The organism is Claveliimonas sp., from assembly GCF_037273965.1.
Taxonomy (GTDB): domain Bacteria; phylum Bacillota; class Clostridia; order Lachnospirales; family Lachnospiraceae; genus Claveliimonas; species Claveliimonas bilis.
Map to the genome: position 1 here is coordinate 11432 of NZ_JAYAZJ010000066.1, position 18961 is coordinate 30392.

The following is an 18961-nucleotide window of genomic DNA, read 5'->3' on the forward strand; positions in this document are numbered from 1 at the left end:
GTCATTCAATAATGGTGCGAGAGAGAAAGGATACATATAATGGAGATTTTAAACGCGGCCGGTCAGGCGGTTGTGCGATTTTTTGAAACAATTTATGCGATGTTATGGGGAGATATTGTAACTATCCCTCTCCCGGGAGGAAGCAGTCTGGGATTATCGCTGCTGGTTATTATCCTCGTTCCGGCAGGCATATATTTTACAGTACGTACTAAGTTCCTGCCGTTTCGACTTTTTCCGGAAATGATCAGGGTTACGGTGGAAAACAGGACTTCTGCAGAACAACATGGAATTTCCGGTGTGCAGGCGCTGATCGTATCTACGGCTACCCGGGTAGGAATGGGGAATCTGGTAGGAGTTGTTGCGGCTATATCAGCAGGAGGCGCCGGAGCAGTATTTTGGATGTGGGTTATTGCCCTTCTTGGATCGTCTACAGCATTTGCAGAAGCGACTCTGGCCCAGATATATAAAGAAAAAGATCCTCTTTATGGAGGATATAGGGGAGGACCGGCTTACTATATTCATGCTTTGTTTATTACAAATAGGGGGAGCAAAAGAAAGAAATCTGTGATAGCAGTTCTGTTTGCTCTTTCCGGTCTTCTTTGCTGGTGCGGAATCAGTCAGGTCATCGGAAATTCGGTATCGTCTGCATTTGACAATGCATTCCATATCCCGCCTCTTTACTCTACCGTTGTACTGGTAGTTTTGGCGGCTGTGATCGTTCTTCGGAAAAATGCGACAGTAAAGGTACTGGATATCATGGTGCCTGTTATGGCAGCTTTGTATTTTATTATTACTATTTTTATCATTGTCATAAATATCCCACAGCTTCCGGCCGTGTTTGCCAGAATTTTTGAGGAAGCGTTCGGGATCCGTCAGGTGGCGGCAGGAGGGTTTGGCGCAGTTTTGATGAACGGAGTGAAAAGAGGGCTTTTCTCCAATGAAGCAGGATCCGGATCAGCTCCCTGTGCAGCGGCGGCAGCGGATATCAGCCATCCGGCGAAAGAGGGGCTTCTGCAGGCTCTTGGAGTATTCATTGATACTCTGGTGATCTGCACCTGTACTGCAATGATCATGCTTCTGACTCCGGAGGAATTGACAAATGGTCTGCAAGGAATGGATCTTCTGCAGACGGCCATGAGTTATCATCTTGGAGAATTTGGAGTCATATTTATTGCTGTGATTTTGTGGCTGTTCAGTTTTTCTACCTTTATTGGGATTCTGTTCTATGCCCGTTCCAATGTAGCCTACCTGTTTGGAGATAACTGGAGATCACAGACATTGTACAAGATTCTGGCGCTTGTTATGTTGTTTATCGGCGGGCTTGCGGCATATACTTTTGTGTGGGATCTGGGAGATACAGGCATCGGACTGATGACAATATTCAATATGATCGCTCTTGTTCCGCTGGCGAAAGAAGCGGTAGGATCATTGAAAGATTATGAGAGAAAGAAAAAAGAATCCCGGCAATAGCCAAAAAGCGGGCATATCTCGAAATATGATATGCCCGCTTTACTATGACAATTGTTTCAATCTGTACCCGCAGGAGTACATCTCATTACTGTGTTTTTTTGCGGCGGATCACGATGACAGAGGCAGAGCCTGCCGCCGCCAGCGCCAGCAGCAGATACAAACCGTAATCACTGCTGTCTCCGGTTCTTGCTGCTTTTTTTACAGAAGCAGCCTGTACATCCGTGCCGTTACCTGCACCGGGTTTTTGACCATCGCCTGCACCGGGATCCTGGCTGCCATCCGGATTTTTGTCACCATCGGGGTTCTGACTGCCATCCGGATTCTTATCGCTGTCCGGGTTCTGAGTATCCTCCGGTTTTTGTTCATCATCCGGATTAACGGATCCTGGATCATAGGCTTCGTTTGCTGCTGCATTGTAGACGGCAACTGTTCCGGATACCTCGCACGCAGCCAGGAGATATGCGTTTCCGTTCCAGCTCTTGTCTGCAGGGATGAAGCACAATCCCTCCGGCGAATTGTCGCCTGCGATATCTGCGCTGAAGTCTCTGGAATTGATATAGTTTGCAAAGACGCTGTTTGCCGGATCCGTAATATCGTAGGCCATTACGCCGCCGACTCTTTCAAGTCCTACGAATGCATAGGTCTTATCACCTACTGTTCCGACTGTGATGCTCTCGGACTCGGGGCCTTTCTTTCCGGAGCGGTCGTCGATGTCTGTGTTGTCGTTGGAGCAGTTGAAGAACTCCGGTACATAGACGGCTGTCTTTGCTTCAAAGTCGCTTCCGCTGCCGAACACTTCGGTCAGTCCGTTTCCATCTGCCTTATATATAGTGAAGGAGCGTCCGCCGAAGAGATAGTCAAGGTTTGTATCCAGCCCATCGTAATCGCTGCTGTCAAAGAATACTACTTTTCCTGACAGACCGCTGTTGTTCGCTGTGATCTTTCCTGTCAGGGAAGTTTCTCCGTCTTTAAAGTTTCTCTCCACCTCATTGAGATAGTCGCCCCATTCTCTGGAGTCGCCTTCGTTTGCGGTTACTACATAGTCTGTGCCGCCTACAGAGTAGAGCGCAATGCTGTCCGGCATGCGGATACCGCGAAGGGACTCGTAGGTCTTCGGATTATAGGCTTCGTCCTTTTTGTCGATATCAACTGCCACAGTGCTGTAGTCCTCATAGCCGGCGGAATAGATGCCTGTCACTTTAAGGCTGCTTAGATCAATGGCTGCGATAGCGTTTGCCTCCTGAAGGGTTACGTATGCCGCATCGTTTCCTGCCGCGATATATTCAGGTTCCAAATCTGCTGACGGATCTGCGCCTTTCTTCAGTACGATTCCAGCATTTACAAGAGCCTGTCTTGCGCCTGCGCTATCATATGTCTCGAATCCGACATTTACCGCACTTCCGTCTGCAAGAGAGAGCACAGTTACGGTTCCTTTGGGATCGGCCGCCCCTTCAGCGTACCCTTCCCTTGGCTCCCCTTCGTTCGCTGTCAGGATCTTACTGTCATCCGGTGTGAATGTTACCATATCCGGCTGCACACCTGTTTCGTACGCCTTTTCAAACGTGAGCGTTCCGTCAGCATTACAGGTGAAGACCGCCACGCGGCCGCTGTCCGTATAGCCTGCTGCCTGGATTGCTGCTGCAAGTTTTGTACCGTCCGCAGAAACTGCGACAGACGTCATGTCACCATATGTAAATCCTTCACATGCCGCCTCGATCATGGATTTCATATCGATATCATTGCCGTCCAGCAGATCCACAGTCTCGCCGGATGTCAGTGTCTTTACAGGGATGGCGGTCAGATTGCCGGTCTGTCCGTTGATGGCGTAAGCCCATCCGGTTACGGTATTGTAGCCTACAATCTCCATCACGCCGCCGTCTGCGTTTGTCATACCTGCGTCATAACGGCCTTCCTGCGCCAGGTTCAGGGAAGCGGAAGATGTTCCGTTTTCTGCTCCTTTCGCCTTTGCTCCGCCGTCAGCGTTTTTCGTTACGCTGAAGGAGTCGATAAGCTCACTGTCCGGAGATGCACTGTCGCCTGCCAGGTTGTATACATTGACGGAAATCTTGTTTCCTGTCACATCGAATAATGCGTAGCTGGGACTGTATTCCTGGTTCCATTCCTGATTGCCGACCGGAAGATAATCAGACGGATTTTCTGCATTTTGACCCTTCAGGTATGCCTGTGACCCTTTTTCGCCGTTGGCAAGGACAGGATAATCCGCGTTGTTCTCTTTGTCTACGGAAGCAAAAGGTGTATAGTACTGCATGTCGGAGCAGCAGTTGCCGGTCAGGTAGATGGCGCCATCCGGGTCATGATAGTTGTCCAGACGTTCTGCATTTCTCTGGCCGTCTTTGAGTACGTAGCTTCTGGAGTAGACATGGTCGTGACCGCCCAGGACAAAGTCAACATCAAATTCGTCCATTACCTTTTCAAAGCCTGCATCCACATAGTTCTCGATATCAGAGTCCGCGGCGTGCTTTGCTACCGTCTGGGAGGATTTGTGGTGGGTTACGATCAGCCACTGATACTGGCCGGCATATTCCCCGGTTGCCGCATTCAGCGTGGTGCGGAAGTTGTCCACGATTCCTTTTGCCTCGTTCTCGACAGCGGCGCTGGGTACGCTGGCGTTTCCGGCGTTCTCTTCGTCATTTCCGCCCGGATAGGCGCCGGTGTTCAGTGTGACGAAAAGGACATTGTCATAAAGATAGTAGTAGTTGCCTTTTGTTTCCATTTCCCGGCGTTCCGCAAAGTCGTACTGCCCTTCCGCGTTCGGAGTCACGCCGTTGGATTCAGAGCTATTTGCGATCTCGTCAGATGTTGCCTGGATATAGTTTCCATGGCTCTGGCTTGTGCCGTTGTTCTGCCCGCGGAAAGTGGTTTTTACCTGGGCGAGCACGCCGTTCTCATCCATACCTGCCACAGACATTTCATTTGGCAGATTGAAGTGATCCTCGAACATATAGTGGCGGTCGTGGTTTCCTACTGCAGGTGCATAAGCGATGGACGCCATCTCCTCAGGAGCAAAGAATGCTTCGTACTCGCTGGATTTGCCCCAGCTCTGGTCTTCCACCTGGTCGCCGGCGGATACTACAAGGCTGACGCCCTCGGATGCCATCTTCTTCATCATAGTTGCCCAGCCGGTCTGGTTCGTACCGTCTGACGGCTGCCAGCCCTGTCCGTCTGTGCTGCCGTTCTCTTTGATCTGCGGGTCGCTGGTGAAACCAAATTTGAAACTGCCTGCTGCCGGCGTTTTGTAGGTGTGCGCTTCGGACCATGTCTGTCCGCCGTCATAAGAAATCTGATACGTATATTCGGTATCTGCCGCCAACCCTGTGATCGAAGCCTCGCACACCATTTTCCCAGTGTCGGTGTATTTGCCTGCGTCTACCTTTGTGGGTGTTGTAAGCTCGCGCACAGTTGCATCGACAGTCTTGTCCCCGAATCTGACAATTGCCTTTTCCGTGCCTGCCGGTGCGTACCAGTTCAGGTTTACTGCGGAGCTCGTCTCTCCGGGCTGGAGAGTCAGATATTCCACGGTATTGCTGACTTCTGCGGCAGGTATCTGGAGCGTATTTACCTCCCTGGACTGGGAAACCGCTTCTTTTTGAGCCGATTCACTTTCTGTATCAGAAGCGTCGCTGTCTGTTTCTGCCTTTACATTGGAAGGAGCGCCGTTTGTACCCTGATTTTCTACATCAGCAGCCGGTTCTGTGTCGCTGCCGCCGTTTTCCTGTGTATCCTGCAGCAAATTGTCGGCCTCCCTTGTGTCCGTTCCGGCATCTGCTGCAGCGGCCTCATCGGTCAGGCCGGCTTCTTCCGCCTGGACAGATGCAGGAAAGCCCGATGTGCAGAGCATAGCGGCAGCCAGGGTAAGGGCAGCGCCTTTATGCCATCTTTTTCTCATGATATTTCCCCCTCTCAATTCTCAATAGTTGAAATTTGCACAGTTACTGTACAGTATAAATATTAAGTCGGAATGGAATTTTCTGAAAAAGTAGGTAAAATCTATGTAAATGGGCGCGGAAATGTAGAAATCCTACACAGGCCGCCGGAAACTTAACAAGGGTTTCACGTAGAATTTACATGGAGTTGATAGAGAAAATACAGAAAATAAAGGAAAATGAAAGTAAACAAGTAAACAGATGATTCGGCGGCTTGGACCGAACATATGTAAAGAAAGGAATCGATTTATGAAGAAAAGAAGATTTGGAACAGTTCTGCTCTGTCTTCTGTCCCTGGCTCTTCTTGCGACCGGATGCGCAGGTGCATCCGGTGGGCGGCAGACTAAGGAAGAGAAGGATACGTCCACAGAGGTCCTGAAAGCGGACGGGACGCTCCGTATCCTGTCCGGCTCGGAGAACAAGGAGCTGGAAACGGTGATAGACGAATGCAGCCGGGCGACCGGCGTGGAGATCGTGATGGAGTATAAAGGTTCTGTGGATATTATGCGGGAGCTGGAAAGCGGCGCAGCGGATTACGACGCTGTCTGGCCGGCCAGCAGCATCTGGATGTCCATGGGAGATGTGAACCATCTGGTGAAGCACAGTCAGTCCATCTCCATGACGCCGGTGGTCTTTGGAATCCGGGAAAGTCTGGCGGCGGAACTGGGATTTAAAGATAAGGATGTATCGGTTCAGGATATTTTGTCCGCCATCCGGGACGGAAAGATGAGTTTCTGTATGACAAGCGCCACCCAGTCCAACTCCGGAGCCAGCGCCTACATCGGCTTTTTGTATGCGCTGCTTGGCAAGCAGGAGGGAATGACGGGGGAAGACCTGCGAGGAGAGCGGCTGCAGACGGATATTACGGAACTTCTAAGCGGAGTGGAGCGCAGTTCAGGCAGTTCGGACTGGCTGAAGGATCTGTTCCTCAAGGAGGACTACGACGCTATGGTCAATTATGAGTGTCTGGTCATTGATGCCAACCGGCAGCGGGAGAGCGAAGGGAAAGAACCCCTCTATGTGGTGTACCCTTATGACGGTCTGTCTATTGCGGATTCCCCCCTCGGCTATGTGGATCACGGGGACAGTCAGAAGGAGGAGGCGTTTCAGGCTGTACAGCAGTATCTTCTCTTAGAAGAGACGCAAAGAGAGATTGAAGCGACCGGACGGCGCATCAGCGCGAATGGTGTTTCCGATGAGAACAGGGATGTTTTTAACGAAGAGTGGGGAATCAATACAGAGAAGATCCTCTCCCCTATCCAGATGCCGGATTCTGATGTATTGATGGCTGCGCTTAACCTCTATCAGACAAGCTTTAAGAAGCCTTCCCTTAATATCTATTGTCTGGATTTTTCCGGCAGCATGGAAGGAATTGGCGAAACTCAGCTTAAAGATGCCATGTCACAGATACTGCTCCAGGAGAATGCCAGCAAGAATTTTCTGCAGGCGAATGCAGGGGAGGTCAATGAGGTGATCTTCTTTGACCATACGATCCTGGATACTGAGCGGGCGGCAGATGACTCTGACGAGGCGCTGGCGCAGCTCTACCAGACAGTGGCGGACTTCCGGATTGCGGGCGGTACAGACATCTACAATGCAGTAGCCAGAGCTCTGGCAGATGCATCGTCCTATGATCTGGATAAATATACGCCCGCCATCATACTGATGACGGACGGCGTATCGGATTACAATTATCAGACATTTCAGGAGGCCTGGGAGGCCTGCGGGATCGACGTGCCTGTGTTCTCCATCACCTTTGGGGCGGCGGATCCCACACAGCTTGAGGAGCTGGCAGAAGCAACAGGAGGGCGCGTCTTTGATGGAACGCAGGATCTGACGGAGGCTTTCCGGAGCGTGAAAGGATACAATTAATCATATGAAAGATAAATGGAAAGAAATCATAAGCATCGTTATATCCGCAGTACTGGCGCTTGTATTTTTTATCGCGCTTCTTGTGGGGCTTGGTTGGAACATTTTGCTGTGCATGGGGCTTGCCCTTGTGTCCTATGCCGGTTTTCTTATGGTACTGCGCCCGGTGAGAAGGATCGGGCGGATTGACATTGAAACGCTGGGAAACGGGGAAGTTCTCCATGAAAGGCTGCAGGAAGCCGGATGCGACTTAAGGCGGATGGCAGATGCGGCCAGACGGATCCAGGCGCCGGGTCTTAAGCAGTCGGCGCATGAGTTGATCGCTGTCGCGGAAAACATCCTGAAATACCTGACCGACAATCCGGAGAAGATCCCTTCCGCCAGGCGGTATATTGACTACTACCAGGAAACGGCGGCAAGCGTGCTGGAAAACTATGTAGAGCTCCAGGACGCCAGGCTTCTTACGGATGAGTCGGAGAAGATCTTCCAGAATACGGCGGAGGCAGTTGTGACGCTCAAGGATGCATTCCAGATGCAGTTTCAGAAACTGATGCAGAATGAACTGATGGACATGGAAGCTGACCTGAACCTGCTTAAGCAGACGCTCCGATCGGAAGGATATGAAGTCAGGCGGAAGGAAAATCATGACGGAGAAAGTGACAGCCTAAAAAACGAAAAGGAAACAGGAGTGTAATACATGAGAAAGAAGATCATAGGACTGGTTTTGCTGATCTGTGTGATGGCAGCTGTGGGAGGCATCTACATTCTGACGGGAGGCACAGACAGCGAAGATAAGGGAACAGGGAAGATACAGCCGGAGACAACGGTATCCGGCTATGTGGGAGGCGAGAAGATCGGGTTCCTGGAAGACAAGGAGGTACTGTCTATCCTTGGAGAAAAATATGGACTGGGAGTGGACTACTCCAAGGCAGGATCCCTCGATATGATGACAGCGGATCTGGAAGGGAGGGACTATCTTTTTCCCTCCAGCAGTATTGCTCTGGAATACTATGAGGAGCTGCACGGCAGCCCGGCCCAGAGCGAGATCCTTCTCAACACGCCCATTGTACTCTACACCCATAAGATAGTACTGGACGCCTTTGACGGCCAGGGGCTGGTCACAAAGGACGGGGATGTGAACTATATCGACATGGCTAAGCTGGTAGAGATGATCCGAAATGATACAGTCTGGGCGGACATCGGCGTGCCGGAACTGTACGGTACGGTTTCGGTGGATACCACAGATCCGGCACGTTCCAATTCGGGAAATATGTTTGCAGCTCTGCTGGCGGATGTACTGAATAAAGGGCAGATGCTGACGCCGGAGAAGGTGGATGAAATCCTGCCGCAGCTCCAGGCAATCTTCGGAAAACTGGGCTACATGGAGACTTCTTCGGCGGATCTGTTCAGCCAGTTCTTGCGGATGGGCGTGGGAGCTACCCCAATCGCGGCGGGCTACGAGAGTCAGATCATTGAGTATGCCATGCTGCACCCGGAGGAGTATGAGGAGATCAAAGAGGATCTTGTCATCCTGTATCCGGCGCCTACTGTGTGGTCCGTCCATGTGCTGATCGCGCTGGACGATGAGGGCAAGACCCTGATCCGGGGACTACAGGACGAAGAAGTGCAGAAGCTGGCATGGGAGAAGCATGGCTTTCGTACAGGAAACTACGAGATATCTGACAAAGAACTTGGCGTGGCAGGCATTGCGGATAATATTACACAGGTAGCACAGGTGCCTTCCTACGCTGTGATGCGTCGGATCATAGATGGGCTCCAGTAAAAGGTTCTGAAAAAAGCAGTAGAAAGGAATGAATGACTATGGCAGAGATAACCCTGGAAATGTTGAGAAAACAAAGAGGGCAGACGGAAGATATGCCGGCGGCGGAAACAGCTGCCGCCCTGAAAGATCAGATTACCGCGCTTACTCCGGAGGAGAGACGTAAGGTGGAAGAGCTGAAGGAGCAGATCGATCTTACAGACTCCCAGATGCTGATGCAGTATGGCGCCGGAGCAAAGCAGAATATCGCAGATTTCTCTGAGAATATCCTCAATAATGTACGGGCGAAAGATACGGGATATGTCGGGGAATTGATGACCGGGCTCATCTCCAATGTGGAAGGACTGGATTTCAGCTCCCTGGAAAAAGAAGGAAGGATCATGGGCCTGTTTAAAAAGATGGAATCCAAAGTAAAGAAATTCCTCATGCAGTACGAGAAGCTGGAAGTGCAGGTGGACCGGATCGAGGGTAAGCTGGAGGAAGCCCGGATGGAGATGCTTAAAGACATCGGGATGCTGGACGCCATGTACGAGAAGAATCTGTCCTATTTCCGGCAGCTGCAGCTTTATATTGCAGCCGGAGAGGAGAAACTGCAGGAATTACGGGAACAGACACTCCCGTCTCTGCGCGCGGAGGCGGAGAAGAGCGGTAATCCTATGAACGCTCAGATTGTCCGGGATTTTGAAGATACGGTGAATCAGTTTGAGAAAAAGATCCATGACCTGAAGACAAGCAGGACGATCGCCATCCAGACGGCGCCCCAGCTTCGGCTTGTGCAGAACAACGATAAACTTCTGGCGGACAAGATACAGACGGCTATCCAGGAGACCATCCCCCTGTGGAAAAGCCAGATGGTCATGGCGCTGGGACTGTACCGGCAGCAGGAAGCCCTGAAGCTGCAGCGCGATATCACGGATACAACGAATCAGCTCCTTTTGCAGAACTCGGAGAAGCTGAAGCAGAACACCCTGGATGTGGCGAAGGAGTCGGAGCGCAGCATCATTGATATTACAACGCTGAAGAAAGCAAATGAGAACCTGGTCCATACAATGAATGAGGCGGTCCGCATCCAGCAGGAAGGCCGCAGAAAACGGCAGGAAGCGGAAGCAGAGCTGGAAAAGCTGGAGCACGATATCCGCGCTTCCCTGCTGGGGACAGCCCAGAGCTGATATGGAGAAGAGTTTTTTTAAAGTTTTGTCAAATAAAGGAGAATGCCTGAGATGACGGCGGTTCCATAGAGGAGCGTAATGAACTTAAGGCATTCTTTTTTGCTTTCGTTTACTTTAAAAAGAACGATCAGTCCGATTCCGGCGTTGGTACAAAGGCCTGCTATCACAGAGGCAAAGGAGAGAGCGCCTCCCAGATAAAGTTCTGTTAAAAGGACAGAAGCGGCGCAGTTGGGGATAAAACCAAGGAGCGCTGCCAGGAACGGCTGAAAGATGCTGCCCTGTAAAAGGAAGGAAGAAACGGATTCCAGTCCGGCGGCCTCAATGATAAAGGTGAGGATTCCGGTAAAAACAAAAATATAGGCAAACAGCTTTACAGTATGATTCAGAGCCGGGCGGATAATGCCGTGATGATCATGGCAGCCGCAGTGGTGGCACAGATCACCGATTTCCTTTTTTGTACAGATGAAACGGGCAAAGAAAATATCGGCCAGATATCCTGCAATAACCGCGATAATTACCTTTACAATGAGAAGAAAGAAAATATCCCTCTCATAGCCGGGATGGGCCATGAGGATAAGAAGCGCTTCGTCTGATGTGGCAAGAAATACAGCCAGGAGTGTGCCAAGAGAAACGACTCCGCCTGCATAAAGGTTGGCTGCCATGACAGAGAAGCCGCATTGAGGTATACAGCCGAACAGAGCGCCTACAATGGGACCTGCCTTTTCCAGTTTGATAAGGGTCTGCCGGATCCATGAGCTGGAGTAGTGCTCCAGCGCTTCCAGGAGAAGGAAGGCGACAAACAGGAACGGCAGCATACGGATCGTATCATTTGCAGTGTGTATAAAAACGTGTTCCAGTAATTCCATGTAAACTCCTTTTGAATCAAAACTCACGATATCTTGAAAATATTAGCAAGTTTCATGGGAAATGTCAAATAAAAGTTAGATGAAACGAACTATATTTTTCTGGTATATCCGGCCAGCCATTGTTTCTCTTCTGATGTCAGATAAGGAGAAAGTGTCTCATAAACTTTCTTATGGTAGGAGTTAAGGATTTGCCGTTCAAAATCGCTGATGAGCGAAGGATCCAGGGCGTCCAGATCTATGGGGGCCAGAGTGAGAGGCTCAAAGCACAGGAAAGTTCCATAGTCTGTCCTTTCTTTTTCCAGACACAACAGTTCGTTTTCCAGACGGATCCCATGTTTGCCGGAGATGTAGACGCCGGGTTCATCGGTGGTGATCATGCCGGCACGTACCGGTACAGGATCTGTGCCGCTTCGCATTCTCCAATTGAAGCTGTTTGGTCCTTCGTGTACGTTTAATAAATGCCCCACTCCATGTCCGGTGCCGTGGAGATAGTCAAGACCCTGCTGCCACAGGGGAGTTCTTGCCAGAGCATCCAGGTTCTGGAAGCAGACTCCTTCCGGAAATACTGCAGACATAAGGCTTAGCATACAGCGAAGAACCAGGGCGAAATGCTCCTTTTCCTCAGCGGTAAGGGGACCGAGGGCAAAGGTGCGGGTAATGTCAGTGGTTCCTTCGATATACTGACCTCCGGAATCCACCAGGTAAAGGCCCCGGGCTTTCAGAGGAATATCTGTCTCTTTTGTGACCGCATAGTGGACAATAGCTCCATGAGGGCCATAACCACTGATAGTCTCAAAACTAAGCCCCAGGCTCCCGGGAGCGGCTTTTCTTAGTCCATCCAGATAGGCTGCAGCGCTGGCCTCGGTGAGAGGACAGCCGTTTTGGATCTGTTCTTTCAGCCATTTCATAAAACGGACCATGATAACGCCATCTTTGATATGGGCCTTTTTGCTCCAGGAGATCTCGGTTTCGTTTTTCGCAGCCTTGAAACCGGTAACCGGATCCGGGCTGCACAAAATAGAAGCGCCTCCCTCTTTCAGAATATGAAAAAGAGTATAATTAAGCTGGGATTTTGAAAGCAGTACGCTGCTGTTGCTATAGCGCCTGATAAAATCATAGACGGAATCATAAGGGTGGATCTGAACGCCCTGCCTTTCGATATACCGGCAAGTGTCCGCATCCAGTTTTTCCATGTCTGTAAAAAGAAACGCCTTCTCTTTTTCAATGACTGCATAAGATAAAAAGACAGGATTATAGTCCACATCGCTGCCTCTTAAGTTAAAGAGCCATGCAATCTCATCCAGTGCGCATATGATATGGGTGTCTGCGCCTCTTTTCACCATTTCCTGGCGAAGAGCCGACAACTTGGAGGAGACGGACTGCCCCACATAAGTTTCTTCATAAATCCAGATTTTTTCTTTGGACATAGACGGTCGATTTTCCCAGATAGTGGATGCCAGGTCAAGAGAAGCATCCAGGCGGATCTGCTTTTTTGCCAGTGTCTCAGCCAGTTCCTCACCGGCAGAGGCGGAAAGCGTCCGTCCGTCAAAGCCGACACAGCTTCCGGCGCTTAAGCGGGAAGTCAGAAATTCTTCGACGGAAGGGACTTTTGGCATCTGCATTTTATAGAGTGTGATACCGGTGCCTTTAAGCTGCTGCTCTGCCTGAAGAAAATAGCGCCCGTCTGTCCAAAGGCCCGCCTCATCGGGCAGGACCACAAGGGTTCCAGCCGATCCTGTAAATCCGGACAGCCATGCGCGGAATTTGAAATGTTCTCCCACATATTCAGAGAGATGGTAGTCGGCGGTGGGAATATAATATGCAGATAATTGCTTTTCTGCCATGACGCTGCGAAGCAGGGCCATGCGCTGATTGATGATCGTATTCATAAGAAGCCTCCATTTCTTTGCTGTCATTTTCACCTATAAATAGACCATAACACCGAGTAAGAGGAAAAGTCAAGGGAGCGGGCAGCCTGTGATCAAGCTGCCCACTCCCTTGCAAATTGCATGGTGAGTTTTATGTAGTTTTATGCCTGGAGGCGTTTCAGCAGTTCTTTATGCTGGATCGCACCCTGATGGTCTGCCTGCATCTGAAGCACCATATCCAGCATGCCGGAAGCGGTGCTGTAATGTTTCAGACCGATCTCGCCAAGAGCTATAAGGTAGCGGCAGTATATGGTATTCCTCATCTGGATGTTATTGGGGAATACTTCCAGTTCCGGCAGGGAGACAGCAAAGTAATCATAGGATACTTTGTCAAAGATATGTTTTTCTCCGAAGGCTTTCAGCTGGTGGTAATCCCGCTTTGCTTTGTCGGTCTGCCCCAGAGCGTCTTTGGCAAGCCCCTGATAGAGAATGGTGTCCGAGGGCTGGTCATTGTAGTACAGTGCAACGGAAGGCTCGGAAAGGCCCTCGGATGCACGGGTAAAGTATTCTTTGGCCTTTTCCTGTTCGTCCATCGCTTCGTAGCAGCGGCCGATGTAGTATTCTGCCATGTTATCCTGTACGTTCGGCAGTTTCCCTTCGCCCAGATTATCCGGATAAGTAAAGGTGTCAGTAAGAAGCCGGATTGCGTCCCGGTAGTTTCCGGCATCCATTTCCTGAAGGGCTTTTTCTGTGAGGGCATAGCGGTACTGACCGCTTACCTTGCCTTCTCCGCCTTCCCATGGATGGAAGATATGTCCTTTCAGGCAGGTGAGCGCTTTGTCATACTGTCCGGTTTTGTTCAGCAGTGTAATGTATTCCAGATAGAGGACATCTCTTTCTTCCAGAAGATGCGGATACTGTTCAAGGACGGACAGCCGCTCTTTGACAGAGACATTATTTTTGGCAAGGAGCTGGTCGTACTCCTGAAGGAAACGGGGATAAGACGGATCCAGTTCCAGCGCTTTCTTCATGACATCCAACGCTTTAGCGGGATCTTTTTCTTTATTATAGTAAGCAATGGCAAGATTGCGGTAAGGCATTGCATAGGTTCCGTCTTCCTGAACGGAGGTTTCCCACTGGGCAGCTGCAGCTGCGTACTGCTTTTTGTCATAGAATAAAAGTCCAAGATAGTAGTGTGCATACGGAGCAGTGCCAAGAACCTTTACTGCACGCTGAAGAATGACGATTTCCTCTGCTTTATTTGGGAAACAGTAGTCAGGGTTCGCTTTTTCAGCCTTCATAAAAGCGGCAGCAGCCTTCTCGTTATCCTGCATTTCTGTAAATACAAAGCCCTGGTAGTAGAAAGTCATAGGCGTTTTTTCCGGTGAGGCTTCCAGAATATCTGCAGCGTCCTGGTAGAATCCCGCCTTCATATAAAGAAGGGAGAGTTCCAGGTAATTGTAAGAAGGAGAGCGCATTACATTTACCCAGGCATCCATGTCATTTTCTGCTTTTGCATTTTCGTAGAGACAGCCCATGGAAAGCGGATCGATCTCAAGGCTTTCCGCCAGGAAGCTCTTCGTGTCTCTTTCAAGAGCACGAAGAATAGCAGCTTTCAATGTGCGGGCGTTCATGTTGTGCCAGTTGTAAATGAGAGATTTGTCAATAAACTCCAGTGCCTGGCTGTAGAGGCGCTTCTTACAGCTTAAGGCAGCCAGCTGATAAAATCCTCCGCTCTGTGTTTCCATGCTCCAGGTGGATTTATAGAAAGCATCAAAGGCTTTTTCATCTTCGCCTAAAAATCTGAGGGCAAGCCCGAGATTAAAGTAGCTCTCTCCGTAGTAAGGATTGGGATTTTTCCAGGTCTGTTTTTCGATGGCTTTTTCAAAATGTTCTTTGGCTTTTTCAAAATGGCCTCTCTTGAGAAGAAGCAGACCATAGCCGTTGTTCAGGCGGATATCGGTAGGATCACGGCGGAGTCCTTCTTCATAATAGTCTGCCGGCTCATAGGTTGCATGGCGGTACTGCTCCAGATGCTGTGCCCCTAAGAAAAGTTCCTCTGTGGATTTCAGTTCTTCAGGAGCCGCCAGCGGAACTGCCGGATCCGGGGTGGGTTCCAGTTCTTCTTTTATGGCCTGATAGCTTACCAGGATTTCGTTCTGCTCGGTTGTCACAGTTACTTCACAGCCGTCAGCGCTTGTAAGATCTGTGGCAAAGGAATCTTCAAAATATTCACAGGGGTCAGCGTTCAGTGTTGTTTCATAGAGCAGTTCTCCGTTTCTGGAAACAGTCAGACGAAGATTGTCAAAGCATCCGGATGTATAGAGGAGAAGATTGGCGGTTCCATCCTCTACGGTAAAGTTGATCATGGCATCCTTGGTTGCATTTTTCACTCTTCCCACGCCTTTGTAGGGCATGAAATATTGTACAAATGTTTTTTCCTCATAAGGCTTCAGCCACGTAAAGTCCGGCTGGTTGTCGGCAAAAACGCCGGTCATCAGTTCGATATACGGCCCGTCAGCGTCAGTGAGGTTGCGGTCCCAGGCACGTCCGAAATCAGCATTTCCCCATGTCCACTGTTTTTTGCCCGGAGAGATGTGGTGGTCTGCCACATGGAGAAGACCTGCTTTTTTCTCTTCATCATAGTTTCCGATAAAGTCAAAGTCAGAATGAGCTGCCATATAAGAAGTAGGAACTTTGATATTTTTATACATGGAAATATCGATTCCTGCGGAGTAATCATATTTATAGTATTCTCCCGTTGCAATAGGGAAGGTAGATACGGCGCGTTTTCCGTGATCCATCACTGCGTGCACATCCGGCGGAAAGACAGAGTAGGTATGGTCGTTTACCGGGACAGCCGGATTTGCCCACCACAGAAATGTCTGGGGAGTATCTGTGCCGTTGAACAGACGCCCCTTGATCTCTATGTAAGCTTTATCGGGATACAGGGTAAAGGAAGCCATGCCTTTTGTACCGTACATTTTATCTGTCTCGCTGACAAAAACAGTAGCAGAGCCATCTTCATTTTTGCAGAAGGAATAGTCCACAGGAGAATAAGTGCTGGGGCGATGGTGCTGCGGCCAGTTAAACTCGATTCCTCCGGAGATCCAGGGGCCGGTAAGTCCCACAAGAGCCGGTTTGATCACATGATTGTAATAGACAAAATCATAGTCGTTAGTTTTGTCATAGGCTCGCTGGATCCTTCCGCCAAGTTCCGGGAACACCATGACTTTCAGAAAATCATTTTCCAGAAAAACAGCATGATAGCTTACATCCTCTTTTTCATCCGAAATCTTCTCCGTGACAGGGAGGGGGTATACTTTTCCGCTGCTTCCCTGATATGCGCGGTTCTCAATAAACAGAGGCCCTTTTTCCGGAGGATACACTTTATAAGTGGGAATAACGACGTTTTCTTCCCAGACATTTACTGATGCGTTCATAATATTCACTCCTTATTTGTTGTGATTGATCTGTTGTCATTAAAGTATCATATCTGTCTTTTGGGAAAAATATCATATCGTTTGCAATGATGGACAATATTCCATAAAGTTGCTATTATCATAACATGATGGAAAAAAACGAGAAAAAGAAAAAAGACGGTTTTGTGGATGAGCAGTATTTTATCATTCCTACAGAGTCCTTTGGAAACTATGCAGGGCATCCGCTGATAAAGGGGATGTACCTGACGGATATCGGATTTTTCCCCAGGGCGCGCCACCACTACAGAGAAAGGGAGGAGGGGACACCGGAATATATTCTGATCTATTGTGTGGAGGGTGAAGGCCATATCCATGTGGGAGAGGAAAAATACGTGCTTCATGAACGGGAGGCGTTCTGCATTCCGGGAGGCCAGGGACACAGGTACTATGCAGATGAAAAGAATCCATGGAGTATTTTCTGGGTGCATTTTAAAGGGGAGAATGTGGGATATTTCCCGTTAGAGGAAAAGAAAGTGACAAAGATAAATTCCCGACATGCCCAGAGCCGGATCATTACGCTGTTTGATCTGTTGTTTCAGGTGCTGGAGCGCAACTATACGCTGGGAAATTTTATCTATATTTCCCAGGTGCTCATGCTGATCCTTTCAGAAATTTATTTTCGGGAAAAGGCAGATGAGGCCAGCGAACAGAACCGGCATGTCACAGCAGCGGTGAGATATATGTACAAACACCTGCATGAGAATCTGAAACTGCAGGATATTGCCGATGAGCTGAAGCTGTCGAAGAGTTATATCAATGCCGCTTTTAAGAAATATACCGGCCGTGCTCCGGTGGATTTTTTTATTAATCTGAAGATGCAGGAGGCCTGCAAGCTTTTGAAATCCACCAATCTTTATATTGTGGATATCGGACAAAGACTCGGCTATAATGATCCTTACTATTTTTCGCGGATCTTCAAAAAGATGGTAGGCGTTTCTCCGAAGGAATATCGGGAAAAAGAGCTGATCCAGCCATAAGAGGAGAAATTACTATTTATTCAGCCATAAGAGAGGCAATTACTATTTATTCAGCCATGAAGCTCGGATTGGCAGCTGATGCTGCCCATTTTGCTGCTAGCGCAGCTAAATCCTCGCTTAAGGCTAAACGCCGTAGGTCTGGGAATATCCTATTTATTCAGCCAGGAAGCTCGGATTCGCAGCGTACGCTGCTGTTTCGCTGCTAGCGCAGCTAAATCCTCGCTTAAGGCTAAACGCCATGTGTCCGACTACATCAGATGTCCTTCGCAAGTAAACTTGCGCGGCCATCTGATTTGTCGTACGCATGGCTGAATAAATAGTAATATAGTCCATCAATTTGAAGGATAATTAATTTTGGATGTGATCTGAAAGTATTAAGATATGGGTAAGAAATCATTCAGTGATTCGCGGAAGTTCTTTGTTTGGGAACCCGCATTCTTAAGTATTCATTTAAGGAGGAGAACGGATATGAGTTATGAAGTGCCAAAAAAAATGATCGGTATGAAACTGCCGGGAGGCGACCGGGTAGAGCAGGTGGAACAGGATGTGCCGAAGCCGGGATACGGACAGGTGCTTTTGAAAATGAAGGCAGCAAGCCTGTGCGGAAGTGACCTTAAATTTATTTATCATGAACATACGGATAAGACCGGGGGAGCAAGATATGACAATGTGATCGCAGGACACGAGCCCAGCGGCCAGGTAGTACAGGTAGGAGAAGGCGTCCTGGATTTTAAGGAAGGCGACAGGGTAGTTGTATACCATATCCAGGGATGCGGATACTGTGACGAGTGCCGGAAGGGATTTTTCATCAACTGTCAGCAGCCGGAGAGACGGGCTTACGGATGGCAGAGAGACGGCGCGCTTGCAGAGTATATGGTAGCGGATGTGTCGACCTGCATTCATCTGCCGGAATTTCTTACTTATGAAGACGGTGCCATGATTGCCTGCGGATTCGGAACAGCATATCAGGGACTTTTGAGGGCGAATGTATCAGGACGCGACCGTGTTCTTGTTATGGGACTTGGCCCTGTAGGACAGGCGGCCCTGATCCTGGCAAAGGCTATGGGAGCAGAGACGATCGGCGTTGATATTGCCAAGGAGCGCCTTGAGATGGCAAGACAGATCGGAGCAGACCAGGTATTTATGGGTGATGACGATGCAGTGAAAAATGTTATGGAATATACAGGCGGCAAGGGAGTGGAAGTTGCCATTGACTGCTCCGGAAGCGCTATCGGACGGCACAGATGTCTGGAGGCTGCAAGAATGTGGGGGCAGGTTGTGTTCCTTGGAGAACAGGGCACGGTATCTTTTGAACCAAGTCCGCTTCTGCTTCACAAAAATCTGACTCTTCACGGATCCTGGGTAACATCCGTGGCAAACATGGAGCGCCTGGTTGAATTTCTTGACCGCAAGAAGATCCATCCAAGCCAGATCATTACACATCGGTATCCTCTTAGCCAGACAGAAGAAGCATATCGTGTATTTGCCACAGGAAAGACGGGAAAAGTGTGTGTAAATATGGAGATGGAATAGAAA

11 protein-coding genes are annotated in these 18961 nt (G+C 49.4%); 7 read left to right on the plus strand and 4 right to left on the minus strand.

Annotation, left to right across the window (positions count from 1 at the left end; translation table 11 throughout):
• The first annotated feature begins 39 nt into the window (after positions 1–39).
• Positions 40–1470 carry an alanine/glycine:cation symporter family protein gene (locus WJ238_RS05225; protein WP_337606331.1) on the plus strand — a complete coding sequence of 477 codons (1431 nt, stop codon included), beginning with the start codon at positions 40–42 and terminating at the stop codon, positions 1468–1470.
• 85 nt (positions 1471–1555) lie between these two features.
• On the opposite strand, the gene WJ238_RS05230 is transcribed toward WJ238_RS05225, so the two are convergent.
• Positions 1556–5377 (minus strand): choice-of-anchor I family protein, encoded by a 3822-nt coding sequence (locus WJ238_RS05230; protein ID WP_337606332.1) that lies wholly within the window; start codon positions 5375–5377, stop codon positions 1556–1558.
• Between the two features lie 286 nt (positions 5378–5663).
• Between WJ238_RS05230 and WJ238_RS05235 the strand changes: the two genes are divergently transcribed.
• Genes WJ238_RS05235 through WJ238_RS05250 form a run of 4 tightly spaced genes read left to right on the plus strand, consistent with a single transcriptional unit; the run spans position 5664 to position 10232 of the window.
• Complete coding sequence (locus WJ238_RS05235; protein WP_337606333.1) at positions 5664–7286, plus strand: substrate-binding domain-containing protein; 1623 nt, start codon at positions 5664–5666, stop codon at positions 7284–7286.
• Between the two features lie 4 nt (positions 7287–7290).
• The gene (locus tag WJ238_RS05240) at positions 7291–7977 is read left to right on the plus strand and encodes a 5-bromo-4-chloroindolyl phosphate hydrolysis family protein (RefSeq protein ID WP_337606334.1); all 687 of its coding nucleotides are present in this window, start codon (positions 7291–7293) and stop codon (positions 7975–7977) included.
• A gap of 3 nt (positions 7978–7980) precedes the next feature.
• The gene (locus tag WJ238_RS05245) at positions 7981–9066 is read left to right on the plus strand and encodes a hypothetical protein (RefSeq protein WP_337606335.1); all 1086 of its coding nucleotides are present in this window, start codon (positions 7981–7983) and stop codon (positions 9064–9066) included.
• A gap of 38 nt (positions 9067–9104) precedes the next feature.
• A complete protein-coding gene (locus tag WJ238_RS05250) occupies positions 9105–10232 on the plus strand; it encodes a toxic anion resistance protein (RefSeq protein WP_337606336.1) in 1128 nt (375 codons plus the stop codon).
• 17 nt (positions 10233–10249) lie between these two features.
• Here WJ238_RS05250 and WJ238_RS05255 read toward each other — a convergent pair whose 3' ends face one another.
• The 3 genes from WJ238_RS05255 to WJ238_RS05265 all read right to left on the minus strand — a co-directional run bounded on the left by WJ238_RS05255 (position 10250) and on the right by WJ238_RS05265 (position 16409).
• A complete protein-coding gene (locus WJ238_RS05255; protein ID WP_337606337.1) occupies positions 10250–11098 on the minus strand; it encodes a putative manganese transporter in 849 nt (282 codons plus the stop codon).
• Positions 11099–11187: 89 nt separating this feature from the next.
• A complete protein-coding gene (locus WJ238_RS05260; protein ID WP_337606338.1) occupies positions 11188–12987 on the minus strand; it encodes an aminopeptidase P family protein in 1800 nt (599 codons plus the stop codon).
• Positions 12988–13127: 140 nt separating this feature from the next.
• Positions 13128–16409 (minus strand): DUF5107 domain-containing protein, encoded by a 3282-nt coding sequence (locus WJ238_RS05265; RefSeq protein ID WP_337606339.1) that lies wholly within the window; start codon positions 16407–16409, stop codon positions 13128–13130.
• Between the two features lie 125 nt (positions 16410–16534).
• On the opposite strand from WJ238_RS05265, the gene WJ238_RS05270 reads away from it, so the two are divergent.
• The gene (locus WJ238_RS05270; protein WP_337606340.1) at positions 16535–17425 is read left to right on the plus strand and encodes a helix-turn-helix domain-containing protein; all 891 of its coding nucleotides are present in this window, start codon (positions 16535–16537) and stop codon (positions 17423–17425) included.
• A gap of 468 nt (positions 17426–17893) precedes the next feature.
• Entirely contained in the window at positions 17894–18958 is a 1065-nt protein-coding gene (locus tag WJ238_RS05275; protein ID WP_337606341.1) for a zinc-dependent alcohol dehydrogenase family protein, read from the plus strand.
• Positions 18959–18961: the final 3 nt, after the last annotated feature.